Source organism: Polaribacter haliotis (genome assembly GCF_014784055.1).
GTDB classification, from domain to species: Bacteria; Bacteroidota; Bacteroidia; order Flavobacteriales; family Flavobacteriaceae; genus Polaribacter; species Polaribacter haliotis.
In genome coordinates, this window is sequence record NZ_CP061813.1 from 934634 (window position 1) to 959167 (window position 24534).

Consider the following 24534-nt stretch of genomic DNA (forward strand, 5'->3'; position numbering starts at 1 on the left):
TTAATTTACTGAAAACGTTGTGCCTTCTTTTCCATCTTTTAATTGAATTCCTAATGCAATTAATTCGTCTCTAATTTGGTCTGACAATGCCCAATCTTTATTTTCTCTTGCTTCTTTTCTCAATTTAATTAACAACTCCACTACTCCATTTATCTTTTCTGAATTGTCTTGAGAATTTTCATTCATTAAACCTAAAACATCAAAAACAAAACTGTTTAAAGTCGTTTTTAATTCTTCTACATCTTCTGAAGTTAAACTTGCGTTTTTCTCTTTAATTTGATTGATTAACTTAACTGCTTCAAACAAATGTGAAATTAAAATTGGTGTATTAAAATCATCATTCATTGCTGAATAACAGTCTTTTTTCCAATTTTTAACATCGAATGTTGATGTTTTTCCAGCTTCAATTTTATCTACAAAATTAACTGCTTCCATCAATTTAGCATGTCCTTTTTCTGATGCTTCTAAAGCGTCACCAGAAAAATCTAAAATACTTCTGTAATTGGCTTGCATATTAAAGAAACGAACTACAGATGCTGAAAATGCTTTTGGTAAAATATCGTTTTCCCCTGATAAAATTTCGTTTGGTAAAATAAAATTTCCTGTCGATTTTGCCATTTTCTGGCTATTTAACAACAACATATTTGTGTGCATCCAATAATTTACTGGAGTTACGCCAGAACATGTTTGCGATTGTGCAATTTCACACTCGTGATGTGGAAATTTTAAATCCATTCCACCTCCATGAATATCGAAACTTTCGCCTAAATATTTTGTACTCATTACAGAACATTCTAAATGCCAACCAGGAAAACCATCGCTCCAAGGAGATGGCCAACGCATAATATGACGCTCCTCTGCTTTTTTCCAAAGTGCAAAATCTTGTGGATTCTTCTTGTCTGATTGCCCATCCAATGCTCTTGTATTATGGATTAAATCTTCCACTTTTCTTCCTGAAAGAATTCCATAATGATTTGTTTTATTATATTCTAAAACATCAAAATAAACAGAACCATTTACTTCATACGCCAAACCTTTTTCAATGATTTCTTTAATCATTTCTATTTGTTCAACAATATGTCCAGTTGCAGTTGGCTCTATACTTGGTGGTAAAAAATTGTAGTTTTTAAGCACGTTATGAAAGTCTACTGTGTAACGTTGTACAACTTCCATTGGTTCAATTTTTTCTATACGTGCTTTTTTGGCAATTTTATCTTCGCTTTCGTCATCATCGTTTTCTAAATGCCCAGCATCTGTAATATTACGCACATAACGTACTTTGTAACCTAAATGCAATAAATATCTATAAACAACATCAAAAAACATAAAAGTTCTTACGTTTCCTAAATGTGCATTGCTATAAACTGTTGGCCCACAGACATACATGCCTACGTAACCTTCTGTTATGGATTTAAAATCCTCTTTCTTTTTAGAGAGAGAATTGTATATTTTCAATTGATTTTCTTTGTAGCGTTCCATTAAAAAAGTGACTATTTACAGTGGATAAAGATAGGCACTTTATAGAGAATAGAGAAATGGAATTTAAGTGAAGTTTAATAAAAAGTGAAGAGGCTTTTTACTTAATAACAATACTACTATATTCACCAATAACTTTCAGTAAATTAGCTGTTTTGTTATTATTCTTGAAATATTTTACACGTTCGTTATTTAATTTTACTTTATTTACTTGGTATTTAAAATTCGAATGAACTTCTCCAAAATTAAGAATTGCTTCAGAATTACTTAAATTTAAAACAAATTCTCCAAAATTTGGATTGAAACTCTCAACTGTAACTTTTCCGAATTTATCAGAAAAATTTACGCCATTATTTATTTTTATAATTTTAATTTCCGAAGAATTATTACGCATCGTAGAATTTGTAACTGATGCTATTTTAGCATCAGTTACATTGTTTAAAAATAAAGTACAAGCGTTTAAACTGTTTATGTTTACTGGAGAAAAATCTACAGTTAAATTCCCGCCAATTAGATTATTAGCATTAAAAGCACCATATTTTACGTTTCCAGAAGCAACTGTGTTTGGCAACTTAACTTTACAATGTTTCGTATTCAAATCGAAAGTTGCACCTTTTGGAACTTTAATTTCTAATCTTTTTTTAATCTTAACTTTCTTTCCATTAATGATTACATCATCTTCATTAAAACCAAAATTAAATTTCATGTTTTTTAAAACCTCTCTAGCTTTATCCAGCCCTTTTTTAATTTCTTCTTTATTGATGTTCTTCATTTGAAGTTTGGCCTTTTCTAAAGATTCTTTCAATTTTTCTTTATCAATAACTTTTATGTCACGTCTCGTTTTTCTGAAAGATTTTTTTAATTCTTCGTACTTTTTACTTTTCTTAAATTTCTCCCATTCTTCTTTTGTTTTAATAACAATATGTTCGTCATCATTATGATATTCAAAAGAATATCTCCCTTTTCTTTCCATATTATCCTCTAAATCTTCCATTGTATCGAAATCGAAGTCAAAGTCGAAATCGAAATCCATATCAGGAATTACAATAGCATCCATATCTGGCATTTGTATGTCTATATCTGGCATAACAAAATCGAAATTCATGTCATTAAAAAAGACAAAATCTTTGCCATTAGAAATGTTTCCTCTAGATTTAATTTTTACTTTTTTACTGTTTCCTAAAGCTTCAAAATTCCAGTTTTTAAAATACTTTTCTGCTTCTTCTTTAGAGATTCCTTCCACTTCTATAAATGCCTCTACTTGTACTTCATTTTTAGACCATGTTGTTACATTAATATCTGTGTTTGTAGCATTAATTGCTACTTCTACGTCTTTATTTACTTTAAAATTTTCAGTAAACTTTTTATCAAACTTTTGTGCAGAAACTGTTCCTAAAAAACAGATTGCTAAAAGCGAGAAAATTGGTTTATATAATTTGTGTATCATTTTGTGTATTGTTTAAATTTTTGAGTTCTTTTAATTGTTTTTTCAAACGTTTTAACAGCTGTAAGCGCAATTGTAAATTACTAATTAGTGCATCTATTGTAGAATCGTTAACTCCTTTTGTATTGAGCTCTTTGGTTAACGATTTGTATTCTTTTGTTAATTCTGCAATTTTTGATAAATAACCATCAATAATTTCTTTGTTTTCGTCTGTTAATTCTAACTGACTAATTTCTAAATTGATGCTGTTTATATAATACTTTTCTATCGTTTCGAATTCTGGAGAAATACTTCCTAAACTTATCTCCTTCGCAACATTTTCTATTGGTTGTTCTATATTTTTAGTTGGATAAAATTTAATTCCTAAACTAGTTAACAATACTATAGATGCAGCAATAGACAACCATTTAAAGTTTTTCTTTTTTGGTTTTTGTTGATGCATTTCTGCCTTCAATAATTTTTCGAATTTATTCGCATGATTTGCAGATAATTCTATATTCGGTTCTTTAAAACCTTTTATTTCTTCTCTAATATCTTGCTGCATAACTCGTGTTTTTTAACTGTTCTTTCAATAATTTTTTTCCTCTTAACAAATGTGTTCTTGACGTATTTTCTGTGATGTTTAATACTTCAGCTATTTCTTGATGATCATACCCTTCTAACAAATACATGGTTAAAACCAATCTGTATTTTTCTTTTAAATTGTTAATTGTTTCTACAATTCCATCAACAGAAATATCACTTTCTATAGTCCAATTTTCTTCATTTTCTACTTTGTAAACTTCATCATTAATTGAAATCAATTCTAATTTATTTTTCTTTAAATAATCGATACTTTGATTGATAACAATTCTCTTTAACCATGCTCCAAAAGCGACTTCGTTTTTATAACTTTCTATGTATTTAAACGCTTTTATAAAAGCATCTTGCATAACATCTTCTGCAATAAATCTATCTTTTACATACCTGTGAGCCACTACCAACATTGCTTTACAATACAAATTGTACAGTTGCATTTGCGACTTTGCACAATTGTTTTTACATAAGTCAATAATTGGTTGATGTAATTGTTTGGTTGGTTTCATTAAAACTTTCTTACTCTATAGACGACAGATTTTTTGGAGTGTTGCAAAAAATATGATTAAATTTACATTAATAACTTTACAATGAATAAAAATTCTTCTGCTTTACACGAAAAAGACGGCGTTTCTAAACCAGAAACAACGAGTAAAACCAGTGCAGAAAAGATAAAGTTAAGCAGAGCAAAACAAAACTCTGTTAAAGAATATGTTGCTAAAATTCTCGAAGGAAATATTACTTTTTTAAGTAAAGCCATTACATTGGTAGAAAGTACGAATGTAAAACATCAACAAAAAGCCAACGAAATTTTAGAACTATGTTTGCCTTTTGCAAATAAATCTATAAGAATAGGAATTACTGGAGTTCCTGGTGTTGGAAAAAGCACATTTATTGAATCTTTTGGAAAACACTTAACTTCTCAAGGAAAAAAAGTCGCTGTTTTGGCTGTAGATCCAAGTAGTTCTGTAAATAAAGGTTCTATTTTAGGTGATAAAACTAGAATGGAAGAATTAGTAACCGACAAAAATGCATTTATTAGACCTTCGCCTTCTGGAACATCTTTAGGTGGTGTTGCTCAAAAAACTCGAGAAAGTATTATTTTGTGTGAAGCTGCAGGTTTTGATACTATTATTATTGAAACTGTTGGTGTTGGACAATCGGAAACCGTAGTTCATTCTATGGTAGATTTCTTTTTATTATTGAAGTTAGCAGGCGCTGGAGATGAATTGCAAGGAATAAAACGTGGAATTATAGAAATGGCAGATGCAATAGTTATTAATAAAGCGGATGGAGAAAATGAGAAGAATACAAAAATCGCCAAAGTTGAATTTAATAGAGCGTTGCATTTATATCCTTTAAAAGAAAGCAAATGGCAACCAAAAGTTTTAACAGCAAGTGCGTTGCATAATTCTGGCATTGCTGAAATAGATAAAATGATTACTGATTATATTTTCTTAACTAAAGAGAATAATTATTTCAGTACAAAAAGAAATGAGCAAAATAAGTTTTGGTTATTATCTACTATTAATCAGCAATTAAAAAATAATTTTTATAATAAAAAAGCCGTAAAGACAGCTTTACAAGAAGAAATAAAAAAGTTAGAAAACGGAAAAACAACACCTTTTTCAGCAGCAAAAAAATTGTTAGAATTATAGTTTATTTTGTTGTTAGAATTAAAACTTACTAATTTTAGTATTAAGTGTTTTCAACTACGTATTCACCCCATTCTGCAATCGATTTTAATAATGGAATTGCGGTTTTACCAATATCTGTTAAAGAATATACAACTTTTAAAGGTGGTTTTGTAGTATAAACTTTACGCTTTATAATACCATCTTCTTCCAACTTTTTTAGTTGCAGGCTTAAAGTGCGTTCTGTAACACTTTTCATTTTTTTGCGTAGTTCGTTGTAACGCAAAGGAGTTTCAATTAAATGAAATAAAATAACTGTTTTCCATTTTCCACCAATCATTCCCATGGTTACACTTGCACAACAGGGATATTCTTTACCATTTACAATATGCATAATCGTTTATTTATTTAAAAAAATACTACTATCCTTTTTGACAGTTCTTGTGAGTTTACAAAACTATACATATTTTTGTAACTATAAAAATGATAGTATAAAATTAAAATAATAAAAATGAGTTTTTTAACAGCAATGCAAGAACGTTATACCACAAAAAAGTATGACAATTCAAAAAAAATAAGTTCAGAAAAAATAGCAGAATTAAAAGAAATTCTACGTTTAAGCCCTTCTTCTATAAATAGCCAACCTTGGAAATTTACTTTTGTTTCGGATATAGAAACAAAGAAAAAGTTTGCAGAAGCGTCTTTTTTTAATGCTCCTAAAATTGAGGATTGTGATACTTTAGTTGTCTTTAGCAGAATAGATAATATTAACGCTTTCGAGAAGCAAATAAATGATAATTTACCTGAAGGTGCAGTTGGCTATTACAACAACTTTTTAAAGGAAAAACCAGCTAGCGAAATTAAATCTTGGTTTAGCGACCAAACGTATTTAGCATTGGGTGTATTTTTAAGCGCTTGTGGAGTCATGGAAATTGATGCAACACCAATGGAAGGAATCGAACCAGAGAAATACAACAACTTGTTGGGTGATAAAAATTATACAGCTTTGGTGGGTGTTTGTATTGGTTACAGAGATGAAGATGATGGAAACATGCCATCTAAAAACCCGAAATCGAGACTTACACTAGAAGAAGTTATAAAAAATATTTAGCATTAAATTTTCCTAGTGATTTATAAAATAATTATAAATCACTAGGATTTTTTTACACACCAAACTGCGTTAAATGATGGTCTAAATGTTTGTAAAACATATTATTCCATTCGTCTTTTGTTAGTTTTCCAAAAGAATGAGATTCTTTACCATCAAATTCCTTTTCTCCTAATTGTTGGGTTTTATTGATAAAATCTATCAATCTTTGTTTTTCACTTTCAAAAACTTTTTCGTCAGTAATTAAAAATTGAGAAGCAGTTCTACCATTTTTACTATATGGTTTTTCTGAAGTTACTATTTTTTTCACAATCATTTTCAGCATAAATTTTGCAAATGCGTTTGGCTTTGGGTGCTTATCTGTATATACCATTTCATAAGTAACACAACAATGTGCCAACATTTGTGCAACAGACATTTTCCCCCAATTTGGTTGCGATTCTGCTGTTAGTTTTTCTATTCTACCAATTACTTCGTTTGTAACTTCTTTTGTAAATATGTTTTTCATTTTGATTGTTTTTTTGATAATAATATAATATCAGAAATATGTGTATAAATTACTATAGGAACAATTATACCAGCTAATAAAATCATTGGAAAATATGCTATTCCTCTGTTTGGAACTGAATAATTAAAATTTTTATATATCAATTCTTGTGATAAAAATCCATTTGTTAAAATAAAAAGAATGAATATCAGCCCTAAAACATTCCATCCTAAAAGTAGTTTTTTATTCACAGTTCCATATTGCATCCAAATTACTAAAATTATTGAAGTTACACCTGGAATTATATCGAAATTCCATCCTTTATAAGTCATTTCCATTGGTAACCATTCTCTAATTGCTAATTGAAACAACAATAATTCTATTGGTAAACGAACAAAGTGTACAGCTGTACTCCAGCGAAAATCTCTATTTTGGTAAAAAGTTTTATTTCTTATTAAATAAGTGATAAAAATTGCTGCTGGTAATAAAACAAAAATAAATGTAGAAATTTTATCTCCAGCTTTATAATGATAGAAACCAAAAAATGCTAAAACTGAAATAAACAGAGACCAAATTATTAAAATTGGTAATGTCGTTTTTTTTAAATGATTCGATTTTATGAATGCGAAAATAGTATATATAGTTGCTAAAATAAACGAAATTGAAATGTAAATTGGTAAATTTGGTATCATAACTAATTAAATTTACATCAAAAATACTTCTTAGAAAACTATATAAACTTGCCAAATGACAAGTAATTATTTTTTTACAATTTCTTTTCTTATTCTGCTCAAAGAAGTATCTGTAATTCCTAAATAAGAAGAGATATGTTTTAGTGAAGCTTTTTGAAAAATTTCTGGTCTATTGTTAATTAATTCGATATATCTATCGGAAGCTTTGTCTGTTATCATACTTAACGTTCTTTCTTTTAAAGCAAAAAAATTACGCACTAAATAAGAACGTCCCCATTCTCTGTAGGCTTCGTACAAACTAAAATGTTCGTTAAATGTTTCTAAATCCTTTATCCATAAAACACAATCTTCAGTTGCTTCAATGTATTCTTTTGTTGGCATTTGCATAAAAAAAGAATTTTCTTCAAGAATTAAATCTCCAGTATCATAAAAGTTTGTGGTTACTTCATTTCCTTCAAAATCAATAACAAAAGACCGTAAAAAACCACTTATCAGAAAGTAATATGCTTTTACAATTGTGCCACTTTTTATTAAAAAATCTCCTTTTTTAAGTTCAATTTTTTTATAACCTTTTATTAAGTTTTCAAACTCATTTTTAGTTAAACCAATTGTACCTAATTCTTCTTGCAAGATTTTAAAATCGTCCATTAATGTAAAATTTTAAATAATAATTCTTTTAGAATATCCTCATTAGTTTGTTTTGCACCAACACCTTTGCTTTTAACATCTGCATCTCTTAAAAATGCAATTACTTGTGCAACTTTTCTCATCGGATAATTTCTACCAGCTACAAAATATTCATCTACAAAATAAGGATTTACACCCAATGTTTTTGCAACAGAACTTTTCGATTTATCTTTTAGTCCATGAAACATTAATAGTTGTGTGAAAAAACTATTCAATAAAGAAATCGTCATTACCAAAGGATTATTTTTAGGATTTTCCGCAAAATAATTAATAATTCTATTCGCTTTTACAATGTTCTTCTCTCCTACTGCTTTTCGTAATTCAAAATTATTAAAGTCTTTAGAAATTCCGATATTTTCTTCTATATGCTTATCACTAATTATAGTTTCTTTCGGAAGAATTAGCATTAACTTATCTAATTCGTTGGATATTTTATTTAAATCTGTTCCTAAAAACTCCACTAACATTAAAGAAGCTTTTGGCTCGATTTGATATTTTTTCCCACTTAAAACTCTACGAATCCAGTCTGAAACTTGGTTTTCGTACATTTTTTTACTTTCGAAAACCAAACCTGATTTTGCAATTACTTTGTGTAATTTCTTACGTTTATCGAGTTTTTTATATTTATAATTGATGACTAAAACCGTTGTTGGTTGTGGATTTTCTGCATAAGAAACCAATTTTTCTATAGTTCTACTTAAATCTTGTGCTTCTTTAACAATTAGAACTTGTCTTTCTGCCATCATTGGGTAACGTTTGGCTGAAGAAACAATATCTTCTATACTTGCATCTCTACCATACATTACTTGCTGATTGAAGCCTTTTTCAGCTTCATCCAACACAGTATCTTCAATAAAATCGGAAATTTTATCTATATAATAAGGTTCATCACCCATTAAAAAATAGATGGGTTTTATGTTTCCTTTCTTTATATCTGAAACAATTGCGTTGATCTCGTTCATTTATTCTTTTATAATTACTGCTTTTTGTAACTCTTCTTTTGAAGGTGTTTCAAACCAATCCTCCATAAATTCGAAATTATCTTCAGTTACTTCAAATTCAAAAGTTTCACCTTTTTCTGTATTCCTTTTTAAAATTCTCTCTTTTCTAATTTCTTTTGAAATATCTAAAAAATGAGTTTTAACTTTTAGATTATTTTCTTCTGCAAATTTCCTAAACTTTTCTCTGTGTGAAAATTTAGAAAGTCCAACATCTAAAATACTATCTACTTTTAATTTTTCTAATTGTAAAATAGCATCTTGCATTACTAATTCTGCTCTATCAATTCGTTCTAAAAACCAATCTAAACCGTCTTTTTCTGTTTTATCAGGAAAAAATAATATTTTATTCCATTTATCTAACGTAAAAACGAATCCATTTACTTCTAATTTTAATTTATTAGCATATGTAGATTTACCTGCACCAGTATTACCAACTAATAAATGTATCATAACTGATTTTTAATTACTTTTGATTGATGCAAAAATTGAATCTACCAAACTATAAATTCAGACTCAAAAGTAACGAAAATAAGACGCTTATTTTTGATAATTTGAGAAAAAAATATATGGTTTTAACTCCAGAAGAATGGGTTCGTCAGCATTTTGTGCAGTTTTTAATTGATGAAAAAAAATATCCTGTTTCCTTAATTGCATTAGAAAAACAGTTGATTATCAACAATCGAAAAAAAAGAACGGATATTTTGGTCTTCAATAAAGAAGGAAATCATGATATTATTGTAGAATGTAAAGCACCACAAATAAAAATAACTCAAGATACTTTCGACCAAATTGCACGTTATAATTTAAAACTAAAAGCCAATTACTTAGTTGTTACCAATGGTTTGGAGCATTTTTATTGCAAAATGGATTTCGAAAATGAAACCTATATTTTTTTGAAGGAAATTCCTGATTATCAATAAAACTTGTCATTTTTTTGTAGACAAGAATCCATACCTTTTCTTTTAAATTAGATTATTGCTTTTAAAAGAGCATTCGATTAATTAAGATAATTTTAAATCTCAAGTTCATCTTAAAAACGTAAATTCGCAACCTTGAAAACAGCCATAGTCATATTAAATTGGAATGGACAAAAACTACTAGAACAGTTTTTGCCTTCTGTAGTGAGTTTTAGTACAGAACTTGCAGATATTTATGTGGCTGATAATGCTTCTACAGACAGTTCTATTTCCTATGTAAAAGAGTTTTTTCCTTCTGTAAAAATAATAGAAAATGCAGTAAATGGTGGTTATGCAAAAGGTTATAATGATGCTTTACAATCTGTAGATGCAGATATTTATTGTTTATTAAATTCCGATATTGAAGTAACCGAAAATTGGTTACCTCCTATTTTAGATGTTTTTAAAAATAAAGAAAACACTGCTATTGTTCAACCTAAATTATTAGATTTTAAAGACAAAACAAAGTTCGAATATGCTGGTGCTGGAGGTGGGTTTATCGATTTATATGGATATCCATATTGTAGAGGACGCGTTTTTAATAATTTAGAAGTTGATAATGGTCAATTTAACGATACAAAAGATATTTTTTGGGCTTCTGGAGCGTGTTTATTTATTCGCTCTAAAGTGTACCATAAAATTGAAGGTTTAGACGAAGATTATTTTGCACATCAAGAAGAAATAGATTTATGCTGGAGAGCACAAAATATTGGCTATAAAGTAAAATATGTAGGAAATTCAACAGTTTATCATGTTGGAGGAGCAACTTTACAAGAAACAAATCCTCATAAAACATATCTAAATTTTAGAAATAGTTTATTGAATGTCATTAAAAACGTGCCTAAAAAATGGTTTTTATTCGTCGTTTTTTCTCGTTTAATTTTAGACGGAATTGCAGGACTTAAATTTATTTTTGAATTGAGACCAATTCATACTTTGGCAATTTTAAAAGCGCATTTAAGTTTTTACAAAAACTTTTTTAAATTTTTAGGAAAGCGAAGAAAACTCCAGAAAAAGCAAGACTATAACTTACATACAAGTATTGTTTGGCAGTATTTTGTTTTAGGTAGAAAGAAATTCGAGGAGCTTGAATAGGTTCAAAATTCTACATTTAAAGTTCAAAGTTGAACTTTAAATATTAAATATTGAACTTTAAATTACGTCCAAACTTCCTTTTCCTTCTCGAATTACCTCAGGTTCATCAGAAGTTAAATCGATTACTGTAGAAGCGTGATTATCTCCATAACCACCATCAATAACAACATCTACTAATTTATTCCATTTTTCGAAAATAAGTTCTGGATCTGTTGTGTATTCTAAAACGTCATCATCATCTCTAATAGAAGTAGATACTATTGGGTTTCCTAAAGCTTCTACCAAACATCTAACAATATTGTTATCAGGAATACGAATTCCCACTGTTTTTTTCTTTTTAAATACTTTTGGAAGATTATTACTTCCTGGTAAAATAAAAGTATAAGGTCCAGGTAATGCTCTTTTTAAAATTTTAAAGGTTGGCGAATCTATTTGTTTCACATAATCTGAAAGATGGCTTAAATCGTTGCAAATAAAAGAAAAGTTAGCTTTATCTAGCTTAACTCCTTTTATCTGAGCAATTTTTTCCAACGCTTTTGTATTGGTAATATCGCAACCTAAACCATAAACAGTATCTGTTGGATATATAATTAATCCTCCAGAACGCAAAATCTTTACAACTTTTGCAATTTCTTTCGGATTTGGATTCTCGTTATAAATTCTAATAAACTCTGCCATATTATAAAAATACAAAAAACTCAGCTTATTTTACAAACTGAGTTTATTTTTTTAAAGGGAAGTTTTTTAAGTTTAAGTTTTATCTACCAACCTAAATCCTTCTCCATGAATATTTAAAATTTCGACATTTTCGTCTTCTTTTAAATACTTTCTTAATTTTGCGATATAAACATCCATACTTCTAGATGTAAAATAATTATCGTCTCTCCAAATTTTTGTTAATGCTAATTCTCTTGGCATTAAATCGTTTTTATGAATTGCCAACATACGTAACAATTTTGCTTCTTTTGGAGATAACTTAGATGCTTCACCATCTTTTCCAACAGATAAATGTCTTAATTTAGAATTGAAGAAGAAACCTCCAATATTAAACTCAAACTGCTCACTTTCTGCAGTAGTATCTGATTCTTTACGTTGTAAAATTGCTTTAATCTTGTGCAATAATACTTCCGAGTCGAAAGGTTTATTTAAATAATCGTCTGCACCAACTGCATATCCTTTTAAAACATCTTCTTTTAGAGTTTTTGCTGTTAAAAAGATAATTGGTACTTCTTTATTTGTACTTCTAATATCTTGTGCTAACGAAAAACCATCTTTTCTTGGCATCATTACATCTAAAATACATAGATCGTAATCGCTATTTTTAAACATAATTAAACCTTCTATACCATCTTTAGCATGCGTTACATTATAATCGTTTAATGCTAAATAATCTTTTAGAACCGTTCCAAAATTTGGATCGTCTTCTACTAATAAAATCTTCTTACTTCCCATTGTTTTATTTATTAAATTAAAGGTAATTTTACTGTGAATATACTTCCTTGCCCTTTCTCACTTTCTACAAAAACTGTTCCATGGTGTTTTTCTACGATTTCCTTTACGTATGCCAAACCTAAACCATGCCCTTTTACATCGTGAACATTTCCTTTTTGTTCTCTATAGAATTTGTTAAAAACTTGTTTTTGGACTGTTTTACTCATTCCTATTCCTTTATCTTGTATTTTAAAGATAAAAAACTTGTTTGTGCTTTCTGTGTAAACGTCTATTTGAGGAACCCCATCTGAATATTTTATTGCATTTTCTAACATATTAACAACCACATTTGTTAAATGAAACTGGTTTCCTGGTAATTCGGATACTACTGCCTTAAAATATGTTTTTATGCGACCTTTTCTATCATCTACTAACAAACTTACATGCGTAATTGCATCTTCGATTGTGTCGTGAAAGTCTATGGTTTCCTTACTTAAATCTATCTGATTCTTTTCTAATCGAGAAATACGTAATACATTTTCTACTTGCGAATGCATTCTTTTATTCTCGTCTCTAATCATTTGTACATAACGTAAAACCTTATCATTATCGCCTAAAATTTTTGGGTTCTTAATAGAATCTAATGCCAAATTTATAGTTGCAATTGGGGTTTTAAACTCATGTGTCATATTATTTATAAAGTCAGTTTTAATTTCTGATATCTTTTTCTGTCGAATTAGTTGATATAAAGAACTTGAAAAAGCAATAATGATAATAAATATAAAGAACAAAGAAAGTAGTAATATTCCTGAAATTCCTGACAGAATATGCTTGTTTTTATTTGGAAATGTTACATACAAATCATACTCAACATCTCCATTTATGTCATTAAATAGTGGATATTGATAACTGTCTTTTCTATTAATTGTGTAATAACCAGATTTTAATTTAGTAGCTAAACCATCTTTTGTATACACACCATATTTAAAATCTAAATTGATATTTCTTTTCGCTAATTCTTCTTTAATAGCATTATTTAATTCTTTGTTACTTATTCTTTGATGAATTGGTTTTCTTGCATTGTAATCTTTGTATAGTTTATCGATTTGCAAATCTTCTAATTCCGGAAATTTCTTTGTGTAAGTAAAACTAATTTCATCTTTTGTTGAAAAAAAATCGTCTACACCAGATATTATTTTAGTCTCAAAAAAATCTTTTTTTCCTTTAAATCTTTTAAAAATAATAGAATCGTTGTTTAAAAAATCTGTTGGAAGCTTAAAATTTTCTTCTAAAATTGTACTTCCATAAGTAAATTTTTGTTTGGTAGTAGTATCTATTTCTTGAATTAATAGGCTCTGTAGTTTTGCATTGTCTGCAGTACCTTTTTCGCTAACAAAATTTTGTATTTTCTTTCTAAAAAGACTTGTTTCTCGATCGTTAATTCTTTCTGTAGCACTTCCTAAAGAACGCTGTACATCGTTCTTAAATTGGCCTTTTCTACTCTCTAATGCATTGTTTATCCAATACAATTGTACTGTAATAATTCCTATCAAGGAAATACTCATAAGTACCACAATAACGATAAACATTTTTTTACGCATTATCAAATTTAACACTTTCAAAAATTGAAATTGCAGTTTTTAACTTTAATTAACTAGTTTGATAAAATTTTAAGTGTTTTTTAACAGTATTACTGACGAATATTAAATCAGTTTACTTTTTTCTGTTAAAATTTTATGAATATTATTTACTTGATTTTCAGTAATATCAAGTAACAAATTCTTAATAATGTAGTTAGATTGAAGTAGTTTTTTATCCTCTTTCCATTGATTGTTTATACGTTCTAAAATTTGAGATTTTGAAGAAGCATCTCTTTGCATAACTCTCTCTATTCTAATATTTATTGGAACAAATACTGAAATTATAAAATCGCATACTTTATCTGCTTTGCTCTCAAATAAAATTGCATTTTCATAAATAATATAAGTTTTATCTTTATGCTCTTTTATAAAACTCTGAAAATGATTTCGAACTTCTGGATGTACTATACTATTTAATGTAGCCAATTTACTCTTATTCTTAAAAACGATATCTGCAATGAAAGGCCTGTTTAATTGATTGTTTTTGTAAGCTTGTGAACCAAACTCAGCAATAAGTTTCGTTTTTATTTTATCAGAAGAACTCATTAGTTTCTTTGCTTCTAAATCTGCAATGTAAATAGCAACATGCTCTTTGTTTGCAAAAATTTTTGCTACAGTAGTTTTACCACTTCCAATGCCTCCTGTTAAACCAACAATCATGTTATTTTTGAATTAAAAAATCTATCTTTTTTGGAGCTATTTTAAAGCTTCTCACAAATTCTGTGGTACTTACTGCTTTCGGAATTAAATAGTTTAAACCATTCTCTTTTACTTCATTAAAATCGCATTCTATTTGGAAAGAAGTTGTATTAATTTTATTAAAATTGGTTAGAGAAGCAACGAAGGTAACTTCTACTTTTTTAGGCAAAGTAGTTATTTTTATATCAGATGGTAGGTTTGTAATTCTATAAGGAATTTCGATAGTACCTTCTGTAAATTGCTCCACTTTTCCTTCAACAAAAACCTTTGTTTTATCGAACTTTAAATTCTTATTATTAGTTGGTTTTAAAATTGCTACTTCCTTTTTAAAATCGGCTTTTGCATCTTCTATTTCAATTGGAGATAATTCTAATTCAAATAAACTATCTATTTCTTTTTTAGGGCCTGAAACAATAATACTATCTGGAGTAATTTTGGTTTTACTTGCTAAATCGTAACCAACATGATACTTAATTTTTAAATTCGCTTTTAGTGGAATTTTCTTACTTATTAATGTACCTAAATCTAATAATAAAGAATCTTGAATAATTTCCTGTACAACAATACCAGATGGCATTTGTTTTTGAATACTACTCAATTGATTTTTAGTTAAAATATAATAGATATCTCTTTTCTTTTTCTTTAAATTATTTGCTCTAATTTTAATTGATTTTCCACTGAAACCGGTTTTCAAAATTTTAAAACCACTTGCTTTAATAGTAACATCTATTTCTTTTACAGGTGAAGATTGTAATAATTTATTTTGAGCAATTCCACTATATTCTATAGGAAAGTTTAATGTAGTTACATACTCTTTCGAAAGTGTAATTAGAAACCAAATAAGTACAGAGGTTAATAAAAAGCCAACAAATGTTTTAGGAATTTTACTTTTCGATTTCAAGTCTTATTGTTTTAATTGCAATCTACATAAAAGCTATCAAAAAAAAAAGTGAGTATTGTCTAAAAGACCCTACTCACTTTTTGTTATATATAATTTATAAATTATTTCTTTACTGCTGGAGCTAAATATTTTTTACTTAATTCCATAGAAATTGCAGAACGTTCGAATTTCATTTTTCCTGCACCAGTTTCTATTGTAACTGTATTATCTGTATTATTTACTTCCGTAATTTTTCCATGAATTCCACTAGAAGTAATTACTTTAGAACCAGTTTTAATTTCTGCCTGAAAAGCTTTTTCTTTTTTTTGTCGATTCATTTGTGGTCTTATCATAAAAAAGTATAAGACTAAAATCATCGCAGCAAAAGGTAACATACTCATTAAACCTCCTGATTCTGCTTGTAAAATTATTGTTTGAAACATCTTAATTATTTTCCTTTTGGAATTACAGAACCTTTTATTGTAAGAACTTCTCTACCAGACTCTGTATTGGTAGTTAAAGTAATGTCTTTTTGTTGTCTATTTGGTTTTCCAGATGTATTAAATTTCACTTGAATCTCTCCAGTTTCTCCTGGTTTAATAGGCGCTTTTGGCCAAACTGGAACTGTACAACCACAAGTAGATTGAGCATTAGTAATTACTAAATCTGTTTTACCAGAGTTTGTAAGTGTAAATACTTTTTCTACAATATCTCCTTCGTTTACAGTACCAAAATTGTATACTTTTTCTTCAAAAGAAATAGATGCAGTACCTTTTTTAATCTCTGCGTCTCTATATTTAGCCTTTTCGACATTGTTCTTATTAATTTTTGAAGTTGCATTCTCATTTCCACAAGAAACCAATATTGTAGAAGCAACTATAAACGCGAATAAAAATTTTATTTTTTTCATTTTGATTATATTTTTTGTAAAAATAACAAATTTATTATTGTTAACAAGGCTTAAAGTAATCCTCTTCCTATTTTAACAATTTTTTTAGTTTCAATAAATTCTCTAGAAATTTTATCTAAGACACCATTTATAAAGTAACTACTTTTAGTTGTGGAATAATCTTTAGAAACTTCGATATATTCGTTAATTGTTACTCTTGTTGGTATAGATGGAAAGTTAATAAACTCAGTAATTGCCATTTTTATTAGAATCATGTCTATTTCTGCGATTCTATCAGACTCCCAGTTTGGTGTTTTTTCTTCAATAATTTGCTCGTATTCTTGTTGTTTTAAAACCGTTTTACGGAATAAATTCGATACGAAATCCTCATCATCTTTGTCTTTATATAAAGAACCTAGCTGAAAAGTAGCATTCTCTTTTTGTTTACTTAAAGATTTTACAACCCATGTATTTACAAAAGGAATATCATCTACCCAAGAAATCATTGTATCCTCGAAATAATCGGCTAACTTTTCGTTTGGTGCAATAATTTCTTTGAAAAAATCAATTACAAAAGACTTGTCTACTTTATAAGAATCTTCCTCAGTTTCTAAATATTTTTTGTATAGATCGCTTTTTAGTAATTCTTCATAAATAATTTTTACATATTCGGAATCTAATTCCCAATTATCTATTTTATTTACTTCCAAATAACCCTCAATACTAATGCTTTCAGCAATTTTATTGATTAAACGATTCTCTAAAAGTTTAGTATTTGGTTTTAAATCTGCAGAAGTTGCTAAGATTTTCTTTTTAGAAAGTGCTATTTTTTTTGCGGCCAATTTTTGTACTTCCACCAACAAACGAAGGTTTAAAACGTACAAATCGAACATTTTTAAAATGCTATGTTTCAAGAATTTTTCTTCTTTTAAAACATCATCATTTTTAGATTGAAGCATTGCATATACAGACTGCATTACTTTTACTCGAATATGTCTTCTGTTAATCATTTTCTTAAAGAACTTAATATATAAATTGATCGGTTTTTTTCTAACACACTGCAAAAATAGTACTATTTTACTTTTAAACGACACACATTTTAAAATCTTTTACGTAAATTTAATATTGAAATTCAACATTGATTTAACATAATTCTTTATTGATAAAATACTATCTTCGTGCTTTAAAATAATGTGTTTTTTCTTTTTATTTCAACATAAATAATTAGCATTAAAACGTTATTACTGCTTATATTTTTAAAAACAAACATCTATATTGAAGGCTTTAAAATACATTAATAAATATTTTATTAAATATAAATGGCGATTATTAATAGGAATATTAATTACCATACTTTCTAAAGTTTTAGCTTTAAAAGTACCCCAAATTGTGGGAGATTCTTTAAATATTGTTGAAGATTATCAAATTGCGAAAAGCAATAATTTGCCAGCAGAAGAATTGGCAGTTTTATTGAAAGAAGTTGAGCATCAATTATTAATAAATGTTTTAATAATTGTTGGGGTTGCCATTTTAGCAGGATTTTTCACTTTTTTAATGCGACAAACTATTATTGTTACTTCACGTTTGGTAGAATTCGATTTAAAGAATGAAATCTATCAACAATATCAAAAATTATCACTTAATTTTTATAAAAAAAATAGAACTGGAGATTTAATGAACCGAATTTCCGAAGACGTTTCCAAAGTTAGAATGTATGTTGGACCTGCTGTAATGTACAGTATGAACATGATTGTGTTAATCGCAGTCGGTTTTACACAAATGATTAGTATTGATGTAAAATTAACGATGTATACCTTAATTCCTTTTCCTCTTTTATCGGTTTCAATATTTATTTTAAGTAAAGTAATTCATAAAAGAAGTACGATTGTTCAGCAATACTTATCTAAATTAACCACTTTTAATCAAGAGTTTTTCTCAGGAATTGGTGTAGTAAAATCTTACGGAATTGAGCGTCAAATTATCGCAGATTTTGATACAATTGCAGATGAAAGCAAAGAAAAAAATATTCATTTACATAAAGCAAATGCACTTTTTTTTCCATTAATGATTCTATTAATTGGGTTAAGTAACCTAATCGTAATTTACATTGGTGGAAAACAATATATAAATGACGAAATTCAAATTGGAACCATTATCGAATTTCTATTATATGTAAATATTCTTACATGGCCAGTTGCTGTTGTAGGTTGGGTAACTTCAATGATACAACAAGCTGAAGCTTCGCAAGCTCGAATAAATGAGTTTTTAGAAGAAGTTCCAGAAATTAAGAATAATAATACTTTACCAACTGAATTACAAGGAGAAGTTACATTTAAAAATGTAACTTTTACTTATGATGATACGAATATTACTGCTTTAAAAAACATCAACTTTACTATAAAAAAGGGAGAAACTGTCGCTATTTTAGGAAAAACTGGTTCTGGAAAATCTACAATTATTGAATTAATTGCGCGTTTATACGACACCAAAAAAGGAGAAATTCTTTTGGACGGACAAAATATTTTAAATGCCAATTTAAATGATGTTAGAAATCAGATTGGTTTTGTGCCACAAGATCCTTTCTTATTTTCTGAAACAATCGAAAACAATATTAAATTCGGAAAAGAAGATGCGACTGAGGCAGAAATAATTCAGGCTTCGAAAGATGCTGTTGTTTATGAAAATATTATCGATTTTCCACGTGGTTACAAAACCATTTTAGGCGAAAGAGGTGTAACTTTGTCTGGCGGACAAAAACAGCGTGTTTCCATTGCTAGAGCGATTATTAAGAACCCGAAAATATTAATTTTCGATGATTGTTTATCTGCAGTTGACACAGAAACCGAAGAAAGAATTTTAGAGAATTTAAAGAAAGTTTCCCAAAATAAAACTACTTTTATTATTAGTCATCGTGTTTCGTCTGCAAAAAATGCGGATAAAATTTTGGTGTTAGATAATGGAAAAATCACACAACAAGGAACTCACAATCAATTAATAACGCAAGAAGGTTATTACAAAGATTTGTACGAACAACAACTTTTAGAAAAAGAAAATTAATCTTTAACATTGCTACATTAAATATTTTGTTAGATTTGTTGAGTAAAATAAAAATTATAAATATTATTTTTTAAGATTATGGCAGAGAGAGTTGAACAGGAAGAAATTTTTTCACAGGTATTAAGAGCAGGAAGAAGAACGTATTTTTTTGATGTTAGAGCCACAAAAGCAGACGATTACTACTTAACTGTTACAGAAAGTAAAAAATTTACGCACGATGATGGAACTTTCCATTACCAGAAACACAAAATTTATTTATATAAAGAAGATTTTTCTGATTTTCACGAAATGCTAAAGAAAGCAACAGATTATATCGTTACTGAAAAAGGAGACGAAGTAATTAGCGAACGTCACCAAAAAGATTTCAAAAAAGAAGAACCAAAAGAAGACGAAGTAAAAGCTCCAGAAAGCTTTACAGATGTTTCTTTCGACGACATATAAACGCAGTCTTAGACTGTTTGATTATTAGCCTATTTATGGAATAATTATTCTTGAATAAGTTAATCGAACCGATTTCAATTCAAATTCAATTTACTTACTAAGAGAACCGCAAATTTATTTTTGCGGTTTTTTTTGTTGAAAAATGCTACGAATTCATGTATTATCAAAGATTTTTTTTTGAAACAACATACTCAATTTTTGTAGAAAAATTTTGTGACTTTGCGCATTTGCGAGAAATATTTTACGAGAAAAACCTATAAAATCTGTATCAGAAAAAAATTACAAAACACGTTTCATCGTCTTCGACTTAGAAAAAGTCTCCTCCCACTCTTTATTAGCGATACTATCTTTTGTAATTCCACCACCAATATAAATAGAAGCAGTATTCTTATCAATTTTCATACAACGTAAGTTCACAAATAAATGGGTTTCTTTTTTATCTTTTTGGGAAGGATTAAAATTTATTTCTCCTAAAAAACCTGTATAAAAACTTCGTTTATAATTTTCGTTTTCTAAAATAAATTCTTTTGCTGTATTTCTTGGTAAACCACAAACTGCAGGTGTTGGATGTAATGCAGAAATCAGTTCTTTTAATGATGAATTTTTATTCAAATTTCCAGAAACCTTTGTTCTTAAATGTAGTAATGTACCTGCTTTTATAGTTTCTGTTTTGTTTATTTGTAATGAATTTGCAATATTTTCTAATTGGTGTTCAATAAAATCGGTTACCAATTGTTGCTCTTCCAATTCTTTCGATTTCCAAACAATATTTTCATTCGAGTTTGCGACTTGCGTTCCTGCCAAAGACATGGTTTTAAAAACCTCCTCTTCAACTTCTAATAATGTTTCTGGAGTTGCACCCAACCACAAACCTACTTTTGGGTGATACCAAACATATACAAACGCATTTTTATAAGTTGATAAAAGCTTTTTGTAAACTGCAACCAAATCGAAATTTTCTAAAAAAACTAATTCCTCTCTTGAAATAACTACTTTTTGCATGGCTCCCATTTTTATGGAATCAATTGCTTTTTCAATAATTTTAATATGATTCTCTTTGGAAGAATTATCAGAAATAAAAATTTCATTTAGAGAATTATTAAATTTAAAATCGATTTTTTCTTGGAAAAATTCTGCTTTTTCATCTGGAAATAAAATGGCTTTTTCTTCAGAATTAAAAGGCGCAAATACAAAACCACTTTCACTATAATTTTTAGAATAATGCAAGGCATCATCATTCATAAAAAAACCAGAAATTTCTGTAGCATTTGGTTTTCTGTAAGCTACAAAAGGTTTTTCTGCAGCATAAAAAGTGTGTATTTTATCAAAAATAAGATTCAATATTTTTGTTTTTAAAATTTAATTATTGAATTTATTTTCTAATATCTAAAACGATGTTCGTCATTTTAGCAACGGAAATTAAATTTTCTTCTTCATCTACAATCGTAACTTCCCATAAATGAGTAGTTCTACCTTTATGAATATTTTTAGCTGTAGCAAACACAACACCTTCACGTTTGCTTTTTATATGATTTATCGAGAGCTGAATTCCGTTTATAAATTGAGATTTATTATCAATAAAAAAATTAGAAGCAGCACTTCCAACACTTTCTGCAAGCGCTGCTGTTGCACCTCCATGCAATTGCCCATAAGGCTGGTGTACTCTCGAATTTACAGGCATTTTCGCAGTTAAAAAATCTTCGCCAATAGCAACATATTCAATATCAAGTGTTTCCATAAGCGTGTTTTTAGAACGCTTGTTAAATGCTTTTAAAATTTCAGAATTATCCATAACCTCTACTTTATAATGTAAAAGTACGTATAAAAAATTGTATTTTTGCAGTTGAAAAGCTTACTCATTTTATGTACAAGATACGCGTAATTTTAGATACAAAAGAAGATGTTATTAGAACCATACTCGTTAGTGATTCCTTTAATTTAGAGGATTTGCATTTTACGATTGCCAAATCTTTTGGTTTTAATGGACAAGAAATGGCTTCTTTTTACAGAACAGACTCAGAATGGAATCAAGGAGAAGAAATTCCATTATTTAATATGGCAGAAGCTGGCGAAGAAGTTTCTATGAAAACTTGTGCTTTGGTAGAAACTTTACCAGAGGAAAATGATAAACTAATTTATGTCTACGATTTCTTAAAAATGTGGACATTTTACGTAGATGTTATTGAAATCACTTCAGAAATTAAAGAAAACTTACCTGCAATTGTGCTTACTGTCGGAGAAATTCCTGATGAAGCTCCAGAAAAAGAGTTTGTTGCAGATAAGTTAGATAGTCCTTTTGAAGATGAGGATGATGACTTCGATCCTTTCGACGATTTCGATTTCAACGAATACTAATATTTGTCTAACTTATATAAATTATTTAACTATAACTTTTTAAGATTCAACAATTAAACATTTTCATAATTATACATTTTTCAAGTAACAAATTTGTAATTTAGTCGTCTTACAACTATAATCGACTAAACACAATTTCTTTGGAAACTATTCTATCACTCAAAAATCTCGACAAAAAATACGGAGCTGTACATGCAGTAAACAATCTTTCTTTTGATATTCAAAAAGGAAATGTTTACGGAATTCTTGGCCCAAATGGAAGTGGAAAATCTACCACATTAGGTATAATCTTAAATGTTGTAAACAGAACTTCTGGAGAGTTTTCTTGGTTTAATGGTAACCTCTCTACACACGAAGCTTTAAAAAAAGTAGGTGCAATTATAGAACGCCCAAACTTTTATCCATACATGACTGCAAGTCAAAACCTGAATTTAATTTGTACGATTAAAGGAGTTTCCCCAGAAAAAATTGACGAGAAACTAAAAACTGTAAATCTTTACGAACGAAGAAATAGTAAGTTTAAAACTTTTTCTTTAGGGATGAAACAACGTTTGGCAATTGCATCTGCATTGTTAAATGATCCTGAAATTTTAATTTTAGACGAACCAACAAATGGATTAGATCCACAAGGAATTCATGAAATTCGTCAAATAATTCAGCATATCGCAAGTACTGGAACCACTATTTTATTGGCCTCTCACTTATTGGACGAAGTAGAAAAAGTATGTTCTCATGTAGTTGTTATAAGAAAAGGAATAAAATTATACAGTGGAAGAGTTGATGAAATGACTGCTTCAAATGGTTTATTCGAATTAAAAGTGGATTCTGGTGAGCCAAAATTATTAGAAGTTCTCGAAAAACATCCTGCAATTGGAAAAGTTATAAAAGAACATGAAACAATTATTGCTACTTTAAGTACGAATATTTCTTCAACAGAAATAAATTCATTCTTATTCGAAAACGGAATTACATTATCTCATTTAGTGAAACGTAAACCAAGTTTAGAACAGCAATTCTTAGATTTAACAAACAATAACTAACCCAAAAAGTCGGTTCAAGCCCAACCATAACTTAGACATCCAAAATACAAAATATCATGTTAAGATTATTAACAATAGAATTTCATAAACTAAAATACAATAGTGCCAGTAAGGTTCTATCACTTATATACTTTGGCTTATTGGCTGCAATCGCATTAATTGCTGCGATTAAATTCGACATTGGTCCTATAAAATTTCATTTAGCAGAAATTGGAATTTTTAATTTTCCATATATCTGGCATTTTAATACTTATATGGCAGCTATTTTAAAGTTTTTTCTTCTCTTAGTTATTGTTTCTATGATGGCGAATGAGTACAGCTATAAAACTTTAAAACAAAATTTAATTGACGGATTAAGCAAAAAAGAGTTTATACTTTCTAAGTTTTATACTGTAATCGTTTTTGCATTAATTTCTACACTTTTTGTTTTTGTAGTTTCTTTAATCTTAGGTTTTTTCTATTCAGATTATACTGAGTTTGCAATTATAACTTCTGGTTTAGAGTATTTAGTTGCTTTTTTTATTAAGCTAGTTGGTTTCTTTTCTATGGGACTATTCTTTGGTATTTTAGTAAAAAGATCCGCATTTGCTGTTGGAGCAATGGTTGTGTGGTTTATTGCAGAAAGTATTTTTAAAGGCTATCTATTCTGGACATTCAAAAACGCAGAAAACACTAGCGAAAAAGTAGATGGTGTAATGCAGTTTCTTCCATTTGAAGCAATGTCTAACCTAATTAAGGAACCATTTTCTAGATTAGGAGCAGTAAGATCTGTTGCGAGCCAAATTGGAGAGACTTTTACAAAAAGCTATTCTGTAGATTTCTCTACCATTGTAATTGTTTCTGTTTGGACTTTTATATTTATTTATTTGTCTTTTGTACTGTTAAAAAAGAGAGATTTGTAGTACTTTTTAGATATATTTGACGTTTACAATAGAAATATAGTCAA

At 28.4% G+C, this 24534-nt stretch carries 29 protein-coding genes; 9 read left to right on the forward strand and 20 right to left on the reverse strand.

The window, feature by feature from the left end; translation table 11 throughout:
- The 4 genes from cysS to H9I45_RS03870 all read right to left on the reverse strand — a co-directional run bounded on the left by cysS (position 1) and on the right by H9I45_RS03870 (position 4005).
- Positions 1 to 1479 (reverse strand): cysteine--tRNA ligase, encoded by a 1479-nt coding sequence (gene cysS / locus H9I45_RS03855; RefSeq protein ID WP_088355120.1) that lies wholly within the window; start codon positions 1477 to 1479, stop codon positions 1 to 3.
- Positions 1480 to 1576: 97 nt separating this feature from the next.
- Positions 1577 to 2923: a hypothetical protein gene (locus tag H9I45_RS03860; RefSeq protein ID WP_088355121.1), complete on the reverse strand. Its 1347-nt coding sequence runs from the start codon at positions 2921 to 2923 to the stop codon at positions 1577 to 1579.
- Positions 2904 to 3464 carry a hypothetical protein gene (locus H9I45_RS03865; protein ID WP_088355122.1) on the reverse strand — a complete coding sequence of 187 codons (561 nt, stop codon included), beginning with the start codon at positions 3462 to 3464 and terminating at the stop codon, positions 2904 to 2906. Before H9I45_RS03865 ends, H9I45_RS03860 begins: the two co-directional genes overlap by 20 nt.
- Positions 3448 to 4005, reverse strand: coding sequence for an RNA polymerase sigma factor (locus tag H9I45_RS03870; protein WP_088355123.1), 558 nt, complete (start codon positions 4003 to 4005; stop codon positions 3448 to 3450). The genes H9I45_RS03865 and H9I45_RS03870 overlap by 17 nt, the downstream gene beginning before the upstream one ends.
- An 81-nt stretch (positions 4006 to 4086) precedes the next feature.
- Between H9I45_RS03870 and meaB the strand changes: the two genes are divergently transcribed.
- The gene (meaB, locus tag H9I45_RS03875) at positions 4087 to 5154 is read left to right on the forward strand and encodes a methylmalonyl Co-A mutase-associated GTPase MeaB (protein ID WP_088355124.1); all 1068 of its coding nucleotides are present in this window, start codon (positions 4087 to 4089) and stop codon (positions 5152 to 5154) included.
- A gap of 40 nt (positions 5155 to 5194) precedes the next feature.
- On the opposite strand, the gene H9I45_RS03880 is transcribed toward meaB, so the two are convergent.
- Positions 5195 to 5524, reverse strand: a complete 330-nt coding sequence (locus tag H9I45_RS03880; RefSeq protein WP_088355125.1) for a winged helix-turn-helix transcriptional regulator — start codon at positions 5522 to 5524, stop codon at positions 5195 to 5197.
- Between the two features lie 117 nt (positions 5525 to 5641).
- On the opposite strand from H9I45_RS03880, the gene H9I45_RS03885 reads away from it, so the two are divergent.
- Positions 5642 to 6241, forward strand: coding sequence for a nitroreductase family protein (locus tag H9I45_RS03885; protein ID WP_088355126.1), 600 nt, complete (start codon positions 5642 to 5644; stop codon positions 6239 to 6241).
- Between the two features lie 52 nt (positions 6242 to 6293).
- Here the strand turns inward: H9I45_RS03885 and H9I45_RS03890 are convergent, their stop codons facing one another.
- From H9I45_RS03890 to H9I45_RS03910, 5 genes are all read right to left on the reverse strand, one after another.
- Positions 6294 to 6746, reverse strand: a complete 453-nt coding sequence (locus H9I45_RS03890; protein WP_088355127.1) for a DUF1569 domain-containing protein — start codon at positions 6744 to 6746, stop codon at positions 6294 to 6296.
- Positions 6743 to 7417 (reverse strand): hypothetical protein, encoded by a 675-nt coding sequence (locus H9I45_RS03895; RefSeq protein WP_088355128.1) that lies wholly within the window; start codon positions 7415 to 7417, stop codon positions 6743 to 6745. The genes H9I45_RS03890 and H9I45_RS03895 overlap by 4 nt, the downstream gene beginning before the upstream one ends.
- A gap of 66 nt (positions 7418 to 7483) precedes the next feature.
- Positions 7484 to 8065 (reverse strand): Crp/Fnr family transcriptional regulator, encoded by a 582-nt coding sequence (locus H9I45_RS03900; RefSeq protein WP_088355129.1) that lies wholly within the window; start codon positions 8063 to 8065, stop codon positions 7484 to 7486.
- Positions 8065 to 9066 (reverse strand): DNA polymerase III subunit delta, encoded by a 1002-nt coding sequence (holA, locus tag H9I45_RS03905; protein WP_088355130.1) that lies wholly within the window; start codon positions 9064 to 9066, stop codon positions 8065 to 8067. The genes H9I45_RS03900 and holA overlap by 1 nt, the downstream gene beginning before the upstream one ends.
- A complete protein-coding gene (locus tag H9I45_RS03910) occupies positions 9067 to 9555 on the reverse strand; it encodes a P-loop nucleotide/nucleoside kinase family protein (protein WP_088355131.1) in 489 nt (162 codons plus the stop codon). It lies immediately after the preceding gene.
- A gap of 26 nt (positions 9556 to 9581) precedes the next feature.
- Here H9I45_RS03910 and H9I45_RS03915 point away from each other — a divergent pair, with 26 nt between their 5' ends.
- The gene (locus H9I45_RS03915; RefSeq protein ID WP_088355132.1) at positions 9582 to 10025 is read left to right on the forward strand and encodes a type I restriction enzyme HsdR N-terminal domain-containing protein; all 444 of its coding nucleotides are present in this window, start codon (positions 9582 to 9584) and stop codon (positions 10023 to 10025) included.
- Positions 10026 to 10157: 132 nt separating this feature from the next.
- Positions 10158 to 11156 carry a glycosyltransferase family 2 protein gene (locus H9I45_RS03920; protein WP_088355133.1) on the forward strand — a complete coding sequence of 333 codons (999 nt, stop codon included), beginning with the start codon at positions 10158 to 10160 and terminating at the stop codon, positions 11154 to 11156.
- Positions 11157 to 11213: 57 nt separating this feature from the next.
- Here H9I45_RS03920 and H9I45_RS03925 read toward each other — a convergent pair whose 3' ends face one another.
- The 8 genes from H9I45_RS03925 to nusB form a co-directional block, all read right to left on the reverse strand.
- Positions 11214 to 11834 carry an L-threonylcarbamoyladenylate synthase gene (locus H9I45_RS03925; RefSeq protein WP_088355134.1) on the reverse strand — a complete coding sequence of 207 codons (621 nt, stop codon included), beginning with the start codon at positions 11832 to 11834 and terminating at the stop codon, positions 11214 to 11216.
- 72 nt (positions 11835 to 11906) lie between these two features.
- Complete coding sequence (locus tag H9I45_RS03930; RefSeq protein ID WP_088355135.1) at positions 11907 to 12608, reverse strand: response regulator transcription factor; 702 nt, start codon at positions 12606 to 12608, stop codon at positions 11907 to 11909.
- Between the two features lie 11 nt (positions 12609 to 12619).
- On the reverse strand, positions 12620 to 14188 hold the full coding sequence (locus H9I45_RS03935; RefSeq protein ID WP_088355136.1) for a sensor histidine kinase: 1569 nt from the start codon (positions 14186 to 14188) through the stop codon (positions 12620 to 12622).
- A gap of 102 nt (positions 14189 to 14290) precedes the next feature.
- The gene (gene coaE, locus H9I45_RS03940) at positions 14291 to 14887 is read right to left on the reverse strand and encodes a dephospho-CoA kinase (protein WP_088355137.1); all 597 of its coding nucleotides are present in this window, start codon (positions 14885 to 14887) and stop codon (positions 14291 to 14293) included.
- 1 nt (position 14888) lies between these two features.
- Positions 14889 to 15827: a CdaR family protein gene (locus H9I45_RS03945; RefSeq protein WP_088355138.1), complete on the reverse strand. Its 939-nt coding sequence runs from the start codon at positions 15825 to 15827 to the stop codon at positions 14889 to 14891.
- A 101-nt stretch (positions 15828 to 15928) separates the two neighbouring features.
- Positions 15929 to 16249: a preprotein translocase subunit YajC gene (gene yajC, locus H9I45_RS03950; protein ID WP_088355139.1), complete on the reverse strand. Its 321-nt coding sequence runs from the start codon at positions 16247 to 16249 to the stop codon at positions 15929 to 15931.
- Between the two features lie 5 nt (positions 16250 to 16254).
- Entirely contained in the window at positions 16255 to 16716 is a 462-nt protein-coding gene (locus H9I45_RS03955; protein WP_088355140.1) for a DUF1573 domain-containing protein, read from the reverse strand.
- 50 nt (positions 16717 to 16766) lie between these two features.
- Entirely contained in the window at positions 16767 to 17705 is a 939-nt protein-coding gene (gene nusB, locus H9I45_RS03960) for a transcription antitermination factor NusB (RefSeq protein WP_088355141.1), read from the reverse strand.
- Positions 17706 to 17970: 265 nt separating this feature from the next.
- Between nusB and H9I45_RS03965 the strand changes: the two genes are divergently transcribed.
- Together H9I45_RS03965 and H9I45_RS03970 are read left to right on the forward strand one after the other, a co-directional pair.
- Complete coding sequence (locus H9I45_RS03965; protein WP_088355142.1) at positions 17971 to 19752, forward strand: ABC transporter ATP-binding protein; 1782 nt, start codon at positions 17971 to 17973, stop codon at positions 19750 to 19752.
- A 78-nt stretch (positions 19753 to 19830) separates the two neighbouring features.
- On the forward strand, positions 19831 to 20193 hold the full coding sequence (locus H9I45_RS03970; protein WP_088355143.1) for a PUR family DNA/RNA-binding protein: 363 nt from the start codon (positions 19831 to 19833) through the stop codon (positions 20191 to 20193).
- Between the two features lie 279 nt (positions 20194 to 20472).
- Here the strand turns inward: H9I45_RS03970 and H9I45_RS03975 are convergent, their stop codons facing one another.
- Both H9I45_RS03975 and H9I45_RS03980 read right to left on the reverse strand, forming a co-directional pair.
- The gene (locus tag H9I45_RS03975; protein ID WP_228455037.1) at positions 20473 to 21534 is read right to left on the reverse strand and encodes an isochorismate synthase; all 1062 of its coding nucleotides are present in this window, start codon (positions 21532 to 21534) and stop codon (positions 20473 to 20475) included.
- A gap of 31 nt (positions 21535 to 21565) precedes the next feature.
- On the reverse strand, positions 21566 to 21985 hold the full coding sequence (locus tag H9I45_RS03980; RefSeq protein WP_088355144.1) for a PaaI family thioesterase: 420 nt from the start codon (positions 21983 to 21985) through the stop codon (positions 21566 to 21568).
- A 71-nt stretch (positions 21986 to 22056) separates the two neighbouring features.
- On the opposite strand from H9I45_RS03980, the gene H9I45_RS03985 reads away from it, so the two are divergent.
- The 3 genes from H9I45_RS03985 to H9I45_RS03995 all read left to right on the forward strand — a co-directional run bounded on the left by H9I45_RS03985 (position 22057) and on the right by H9I45_RS03995 (position 24490).
- Positions 22057 to 22548: an IS1096 element passenger TnpR family protein gene (locus H9I45_RS03985; protein WP_088355145.1), complete on the forward strand. Its 492-nt coding sequence runs from the start codon at positions 22057 to 22059 to the stop codon at positions 22546 to 22548.
- Between the two features lie 140 nt (positions 22549 to 22688).
- Positions 22689 to 23588, forward strand: a complete 900-nt coding sequence (locus H9I45_RS03990; RefSeq protein ID WP_088355146.1) for an ABC transporter ATP-binding protein — start codon at positions 22689 to 22691, stop codon at positions 23586 to 23588.
- A gap of 56 nt (positions 23589 to 23644) precedes the next feature.
- On the forward strand, positions 23645 to 24490 hold the full coding sequence (locus tag H9I45_RS03995; protein WP_088355147.1) for an ABC transporter permease: 846 nt from the start codon (positions 23645 to 23647) through the stop codon (positions 24488 to 24490).
- Positions 24491 to 24534 lie beyond the last annotated feature (44 nt).

Excerpts from the sequence above, each read along its gene's own strand:
- cysS (WP_088355120.1), bottom strand. The coding sequence starts at position 1,479 with ATGGAACGCTACAAAGAAAATCAATTGAAAATATACAATTCTCTCTCT.
- H9I45_RS03860 (WP_088355121.1), bottom strand. The coding sequence starts at position 2,923 with ATGATACACAAATTATATAAACCAATTTTCTCGCTTTTAGCAATCTGT.
- H9I45_RS03865 (WP_088355122.1), bottom strand. The coding sequence starts at position 3,464 with ATGCAGCAAGATATTAGAGAAGAAATAAAAGGTTTTAAAGAACCGAAT.
- H9I45_RS03870 (WP_088355123.1), bottom strand. The coding sequence starts at position 4,005 with ATGAAACCAACCAAACAATTACATCAACCAATTATTGACTTATGTAAA.
- meaB (WP_088355124.1), top strand. The coding sequence starts at position 4,087 with ATGAATAAAAATTCTTCTGCTTTACACGAAAAAGACGGCGTTTCTAAA.
- H9I45_RS03880 (WP_088355125.1), bottom strand. The coding sequence starts at position 5,524 with ATGCATATTGTAAATGGTAAAGAATATCCCTGTTGTGCAAGTGTAACC.
- H9I45_RS03885 (WP_088355126.1), top strand. The coding sequence starts at position 5,642 with ATGAGTTTTTTAACAGCAATGCAAGAACGTTATACCACAAAAAAGTAT.
- H9I45_RS03890 (WP_088355127.1), bottom strand. The coding sequence starts at position 6,746 with ATGAAAAACATATTTACAAAAGAAGTTACAAACGAAGTAATTGGTAGA.
- H9I45_RS03895 (WP_088355128.1), bottom strand. The coding sequence starts at position 7,417 with ATGATACCAAATTTACCAATTTACATTTCAATTTCGTTTATTTTAGCA.
- H9I45_RS03900 (WP_088355129.1), bottom strand. The coding sequence starts at position 8,065 with ATGGACGATTTTAAAATCTTGCAAGAAGAATTAGGTACAATTGGTTTA.
- holA (WP_088355130.1), bottom strand. The coding sequence starts at position 9,066 with ATGAACGAGATCAACGCAATTGTTTCAGATATAAAGAAAGGAAACATA.
- H9I45_RS03910 (WP_088355131.1), bottom strand. The coding sequence starts at position 9,555 with ATGATACATTTATTAGTTGGTAATACTGGTGCAGGTAAATCTACATAT.
- H9I45_RS03915 (WP_088355132.1), top strand. The coding sequence starts at position 9,582 with ATGCAAAAATTGAATCTACCAAACTATAAATTCAGACTCAAAAGTAAC.
- H9I45_RS03925 (WP_088355134.1), bottom strand. The coding sequence starts at position 11,834 with ATGGCAGAGTTTATTAGAATTTATAACGAGAATCCAAATCCGAAAGAA.
- H9I45_RS03930 (WP_088355135.1), bottom strand. The coding sequence starts at position 12,608 with ATGGGAAGTAAGAAGATTTTATTAGTAGAAGACGATCCAAATTTTGGA.
- H9I45_RS03935 (WP_088355136.1), bottom strand. The coding sequence starts at position 14,188 with ATGCGTAAAAAAATGTTTATCGTTATTGTGGTACTTATGAGTATTTCC.
- coaE (WP_088355137.1), bottom strand. The coding sequence starts at position 14,887 with ATGATTGTTGGTTTAACAGGAGGCATTGGAAGTGGTAAAACTACTGTA.
- yajC (WP_088355139.1), bottom strand. The coding sequence starts at position 16,249 with ATGTTTCAAACAATAATTTTACAAGCAGAATCAGGAGGTTTAATGAGT.
- H9I45_RS03955 (WP_088355140.1), bottom strand. The coding sequence starts at position 16,716 with ATGAAAAAAATAAAATTTTTATTCGCGTTTATAGTTGCTTCTACAATA.
- nusB (WP_088355141.1), bottom strand. The coding sequence starts at position 17,705 with ATGATTAACAGAAGACATATTCGAGTAAAAGTAATGCAGTCTGTATAT.
- H9I45_RS03970 (WP_088355143.1), top strand. The coding sequence starts at position 19,831 with ATGGCAGAGAGAGTTGAACAGGAAGAAATTTTTTCACAGGTATTAAGA.
- H9I45_RS03980 (WP_088355144.1), bottom strand. The coding sequence starts at position 21,985 with ATGGATAATTCTGAAATTTTAAAAGCATTTAACAAGCGTTCTAAAAAC.
- H9I45_RS03985 (WP_088355145.1), top strand. The coding sequence starts at position 22,057 with ATGTACAAGATACGCGTAATTTTAGATACAAAAGAAGATGTTATTAGA.
- H9I45_RS03995 (WP_088355147.1), top strand. The coding sequence starts at position 23,645 with ATGTTAAGATTATTAACAATAGAATTTCATAAACTAAAATACAATAGT.